This is a genomic window from Mycobacterium sp. TH-M15, assembly GCF_057473705.1.
On record NZ_JBYCLB010000372.1, the window covers coordinates 1 to 5,308 of the forward strand.

Here is a 5,308-nt window from a genome sequence, read left to right on the forward strand (position 1 = left end):
GGGAGCTGCCGGCCCTGCAGCAGGTGGCGGCCGGGCTGGCCGAGGCGATGCGCGACGGCCGGCCGGTGCCGGCCGGGGACCCGCCCGCGGACCTGTCCGGCCGGCGGCGCTCCCGGCGCCGCCCGGCGGTGGACACGCCGATCACCGGCCACCGATTCGGCGACGTCATCGAGGCGCCGGGCCCGGCCTACCGGCCGGGGACGACGGTGCGGGCGGTCTTCGCCGGCGCGTATCCGAACAACGACCTGCACCGCGGCGGCAGCTATCTGCGGGTGGAGCGGGAGTCGGCGAGCGGCTGGGTCGGTGTCGCCGACGACGGCGACTGGTCGACGGTGTTCCGCTGGCGTCGCGTCCGCCGGCACGGCTCGCTGGTCACGGTCACCTGGACGGTGCCCCCGGAGACGCCGCCGGGTCGGTACCGGCTTCGCTACGACGGCGACGCCCGCGACGCCGACGGCCGGTTGCACCCGTTCACCGGCACAACGGAGCCGTTTGAGATCTCGCTCACACCATAGCCGCTGACGTGATGCCGGCACCGCCGGCTGGTGCGAGTGCGCATCGCCACGCGCGTCATGGGAACTTCGGCTGGCGCGCATGACGTTGGATGGAGTGTGCGTCGTGCCGCATCCCCACAGGAGGTGTCGATGGACACGAAGAACACCGTGCTCGTGAGAAAAGACGCCTGCCCGGGTGAGTACGACCGGGCGGTCGGCCAGCTGCGCGCGGCCGCCGGCCGGGCTCAGGTTGACGCTCACCGGCAGCGGATCCGCGCCGCCACCCGGTGCTGACCATCGCCGACTAACGGCGCGGTCGCACCGCCAGCGGCACCGGCGGGGCGCTGGCCCGAACCCGTTGCCGGGTCTCGCCGAGGCCCTGCACCTGCAGGGTCACCACATCCCCGTCCGTCAGCCAGCCCGGAAACGACTGCGGCGCCGCCCGATTGAGATGTTCGATGAGAGTGCAGGTGGGCACCGTCCCCGAGCCGAAGACGTCCCCGGGGGTGAGCGGCACGCCGCGGGAGGCGTAGCTGATCACCTCGCCGAAGCTCCAGTCCATCGCCCCGGTCGACCCGGTGCCGACGAGCATGTCGTTGACCAGCGCGGTGGCGTGCAGGCTGAGCCGCCCGTCGCGCCGGTAGGGCTCCAGCTCGTCCGGGGTGACCAGATACGGACCGAGGGTCACCCCGCTGTCCTTGCCCTTCGCCTGCCCGATCGCCAGCCGACCCTCCAGCTGCTGCAGATCCCGTGCCGACCAGTCGTTGAAGATGGTGTAGCCGATGATGGCCCGTTCGGCCTCCTCGACCGACAGATCGGCGCCGGGCACCCCGATGACCGCCGCGATCTCCAGCTCGAAGTCCTGCCAGGAGCTGCCCGGCGCCATCGGCGCGTCCTGATACGGCCCGAGCACCGTTGCCGGGCAGGCGAAGTAGAACGCCGGTATCCGATACCACGCGTCGCCCAGCTCCGGGTCGCGGCCGGTGGCGGCCAGGATGTTGCGCATGTGGTCCAGAAAGCACAGCGAGTCGCGGATGGACGGGGGCCGTGGGATCGGCGCCAGCAGCGCCACGTCGGCCACCGGCCGCACCGCTGACGGCGACCGCAGCGTCGCATCGCCGGCTGCCCGCAGGCCGTCCGGTCCGCGCCCGATCAGGTCGAGCAGCGTCGCGCCCGCCGGCAGCGCGTGGATCTGTTCGTCGGCCAGCACTCCGGTGCGTTCGCCGTCGCCGTCCCGATAGGTCACCCACCGCATGTCGTGTTATTCCTCACTTACCACCTCGTCCGACGTCTTGTCCCGGCGCAGCCCACGCCAGCTCGGGTGTCGCAGCCGGCCGTCCGGCGTCCGTTCGTTGTAGCGCACCTCGCCGACCAGCGTCGGCGAGACGAACGTCACCCGTTTCGCGTCGTTCTTGGGAAGCGTTCCGGCGAACGGTGATTCGCCGGTGTGCAGCGGCGCCAGGATCTGTTTCAGCACCGCCAGGTCGTCCTCGGTGAAACCAGTGCCGACCCGGCCGACGAAACGCAGCCCACCGCCGCCGGGGATGCCCATCAACAGCGATCCGATGCCACTGCTGCGCCCGCCTTCACCGGAGCGCCAACCGCCGATCACGACTTCCTGTGTCCGCCAGTGCTTCTCCTTGATCCAGGAGGTGGAGCGATGGCCGGGCAGGTACGTCGACCCCCATTTCTTGGCGACCACGCCCTCCCAGCCGCGGCGACGTGACTCTGCCAGGGCATCGTCGCCGGTGCCCGACAGCAGCTCCGGAACGACTAGGTTGGTGCCGTCGGCTAGCAGCTCCAACAGCCGGCGGCGGTCGCGGTAGCCGGCCCGCAGCAGCGGCCGGCCGTCGAGGTAGACGACGTCGAACGCCCAGAATTGGACCCGCTCGGCGCGGGCGCTGTTCTGCATCTCGGCGAAGTTCGGCACCTCGGCTTCGTCGAGGGCGACGATCTCGCCGTCGAGTACCGCGTGGTGGTCGGCGAGATCGGCGGCCAGCGACCGCAGGTGCGGGTAGGCATCGGTGACGTCGCGGCCGCTGCGGGAGCGAAGCCGCACCGTTCCGTGGTCGGCGTCGACGAGCAGGCGGTAGCCGTCCCATTTGCCTTCGAAGGCCCACACCTCCGGTGTCAGGCTCGCCACCGATCCGGATCTGGGCAGCATCGGCAGCAGCTCGTCGAAGGCGACCGGCTGGTCCTTCATCCGGTGCGCCAGCCACTGATCCCCGCCGGTGCGGATCAGCGCGTACCGTCCGGAGACCCGGTCGCCGTGCAGGGTGACCACGACCTCGTCGTCGCCGAACTTCTCCGTCTCGTAGCTGCCGGAATCCCAGATGGTGACGATGCCGGCGCCGTACTCGCCCTTCGGGATCGTGCCCTGGAAGCTGCCGTACTCCAGCGGATGGTCCTCGGTGCGCACCGCGAGGTGGTTGACCGCGGGCCGGTCGGGCAGGTTCTTCGGAACCGCCCAGGAGACCAGCACCCCGTCACGCTCCAGCCGGAAGTCGTAGTGCAGCCGGCGGGCGCGGTGCTCCTGGATCACGAAGGTGCTGCCCGACCCGGACCTCGACGCGCCGACCGGCACCGGCTCGGGCGTCTTGGCCGGATCGCGTCGGCTGCGGTAGCCGGCCAGCCGGTTATCGATCGTCATCGGCGGGTCCAGGCCGGCCAGCAGGTCGCCGTCGGCGGCCACCCGGTCCAGCACCTCGTCGTAGCGCAGCTGCCGCAGCCGCGGGTCGTCGAGTTCGGCCCAGGCGCGCGGCGCGGCCACCGTCGGCTGCGCTCGCCCGCGCAGCGAGTACGGCGCGATGGTGGTCTTCGACGCGTTGTTCTGGCTCCAGTCGACGAACACCTTGCCGGTGCGCCTGCTCTTGGCCATGGTCGCGGTCACCCGATCTGGCATCGAGCTTTCCAGTTGTTGCGCAACAGCTTTGGCCAGCGCCACCGCACCGACACCGTTCACCGGCTTGTCCAGCCGAGCATACAGGTGCAGACCCTTGCTGCCACTGGTGAGCGGGAAGGTGACAAGACCGATGTCGGCGACCAGATCCCGGACCGCCCGCGCCACGTCGGCCAGCTGGGCCAACCCCACCCCCGCACCGGGATCGAGGTCGAAGACCAGCCGGGTCGCCGGCCCCGGAGCCCCGTCGACAAACCGCCACTGCGGTACGTGCACCTCCAGCGCCGCCTGCTGGGCGAGCCAGGCCAGCCCGTCGACGTCCTCGACGACCGGGTAGGTCGTCAGACCGGATTGGTGCCGAATCCCGTCGCGGGCCAGCCAGTCCGGGGCCGACGACGCGAGCTGCTTTTCGAAGAACGAATCCGCCTCGACCCCGTTCGGCCACCGTTTGCGGGTCACCGGCCGGCCGGCGATATGTGGCAGCATCACCTCGGCGATTCGGGTGTAGTAGTCGAAGACGTCGGCCTTGGTGGTGCCGGTGGCCGGGTACAGCACCTTGTCGGGGTTGGTGAGCTTCACCCGGGGCGACGGACCCATGCTGCCAACCTACGTCGGCCGGGAGGGACGATGAAGCTTCGCAACGACACCGTGGCGCGGCTGTCGATCCGCACGCCGGATTACCGCCGTGGCGCGGTCGGGATCGGCATCGCCCACGTCGGGGTCGGCGGATTCCACCGGGCCCATCAGGCCGCCTACATCGACCGGCTGCTGGCGCGGGCCGGCGACTGGGGTATCTGCGGAATCGGGGTGCTGCCGGCCGATCGGCGGATGCGTGATGTGCTGCGCGCCCAGGACGGGCTGTACACGCTGGTCGTCGAGGGCGCCGACGGCCGCCGGGACGCCCGGGTGATCGGGTCGATCCTCGACTACCGGTACGCACCCGACGACCCGGCCGCGGTGGTTCAGACCCTGGCCGCGCCCACCACCCGGATCATCTCGCTGACCATCACCGAGGGCGGTTACCGCGGAACCGCCACCGACGATCCGGTCTCGGCGTTCGCGCTGATCGTCGCCGCGCTGAGCCGCCGTCGCGATCTCGGCGTCGCGGCGCCGACGATCGTCTCCTGCGACAACATCGAACGCAACGGCGACGCGGCCCGGCGGGCCGTCCTCACCCAGGCCGAACACGACGCGCCCGGCCTCTCCGGCTGGATCGACGCCCAGGTGCGATTCCCCAACTCGATGGTGGACCGGATCACCCCGGCCACCACGGAGGAGGTGATCGCGGCGCTGCGGCGCGACTTCGGCGTCGAAGACCGGTGGCCGGTCACCACCGAGCCGTTCACCAGCTGGGTCCTCGAGGACGAGTTCGGTTCGGGCCGGCCACCGTTGGAGGACGCCGGCGTGCTGCTGGTCGACGATGTGACGCCCTACGAGGCGATGAAGCTGCGGCTGCTCAACGCCGGTCACCAATGCCTGTGCTACTTCGCCTACCTGTGCGGCCACCGGATGGTGCACGAGGCGGCCGGTGACCCACTGTTGGCGCGGTTCCTGCTCGACTACTTCGACTCCGAGGCGATTCCCACCCTGCGGCCGGTGCCCGGCATCGACCTGACCGACTACTCCCGCAGCCTGATCGACCGGTTCGCCAACCCGGGAACGCGCGACACGATCGCCCGGCTCTGCGCCTACTCGCCGGATCGCATCCCGCCGTGGCTGCTGCCGGTGCTCCGCGACAACCTGGCCGGCGGCGGCCCGGTCCGGCTGGCGGCGGCGGCGGTCGCGGGCTGGGCCCGCTACGCCGAGGGCATCGACGAGCAGGGCCAGCCGATCGACGTGGTCGACGGGTTGGCCGCGTCGCTGGTGCCGATCGCCAGGTCCCAGCGCGCCCACCCGCGGGCGTTCGTCGAGAACA

The 5,308-nt window shown here is 71.2% G+C and carries 4 protein-coding genes and 1 pseudogene; 3 read left to right on the plus strand and 2 right to left on the minus strand.

Annotated features, from left to right (window positions below):
• Both AC2VNT_RS09120 and AC2VNT_RS09125 read left to right on the plus strand, forming a co-directional pair.
• Positions 1-515: neutral/alkaline non-lysosomal ceramidase C-terminal domain-containing protein (locus AC2VNT_RS09120; RefSeq protein ID WP_486946551.1), on the plus strand; the 515-nt coding region annotated here is incomplete at its 5' end.
• Between the two features lie 129 nt (positions 516-644).
• A complete protein-coding gene (locus AC2VNT_RS09125; RefSeq protein ID WP_486946552.1) occupies positions 645-788 on the plus strand; it encodes a hypothetical protein in 144 nt (47 codons plus the stop codon).
• 19 nt (positions 789-807) lie between these two features.
• Here AC2VNT_RS09125 and AC2VNT_RS09130 read toward each other — a convergent pair.
• Positions 808-1,749, minus strand: a pseudogene (locus AC2VNT_RS09130) (fumarylacetoacetate hydrolase family protein); the annotation flags it as partial.
• A gap of 6 nt (positions 1,750-1,755) precedes the next feature.
• Entirely contained in the window at positions 1,756-3,990 is a 2,235-nt protein-coding gene (locus AC2VNT_RS09135; RefSeq protein ID WP_486946553.1) for an ATP-dependent DNA ligase, read from the minus strand.
• Between the two features lie 30 nt (positions 3,991-4,020).
• Between AC2VNT_RS09135 and AC2VNT_RS09140 the strand changes: the two genes are divergently transcribed.
• Positions 4,021-5,308, plus strand: a 1,288-nt coding sequence (locus tag AC2VNT_RS09140) for a mannitol dehydrogenase family protein (protein ID WP_486946554.1), incomplete at its 3' end; no start/stop codon positions are given.

Coding starts and splice junctions, on each gene's coding strand:
- AC2VNT_RS09125 (WP_486946552.1), top strand. CDS start 645: ATGGACACGAAGAACACCGTGCTCGTGAGAAAAGACGCCTGCCCGGGT.
- AC2VNT_RS09135 (WP_486946553.1), bottom strand. CDS start 3,990: ATGGGTCCGTCGCCCCGGGTGAAGCTCACCAACCCCGACAAGGTGCTG.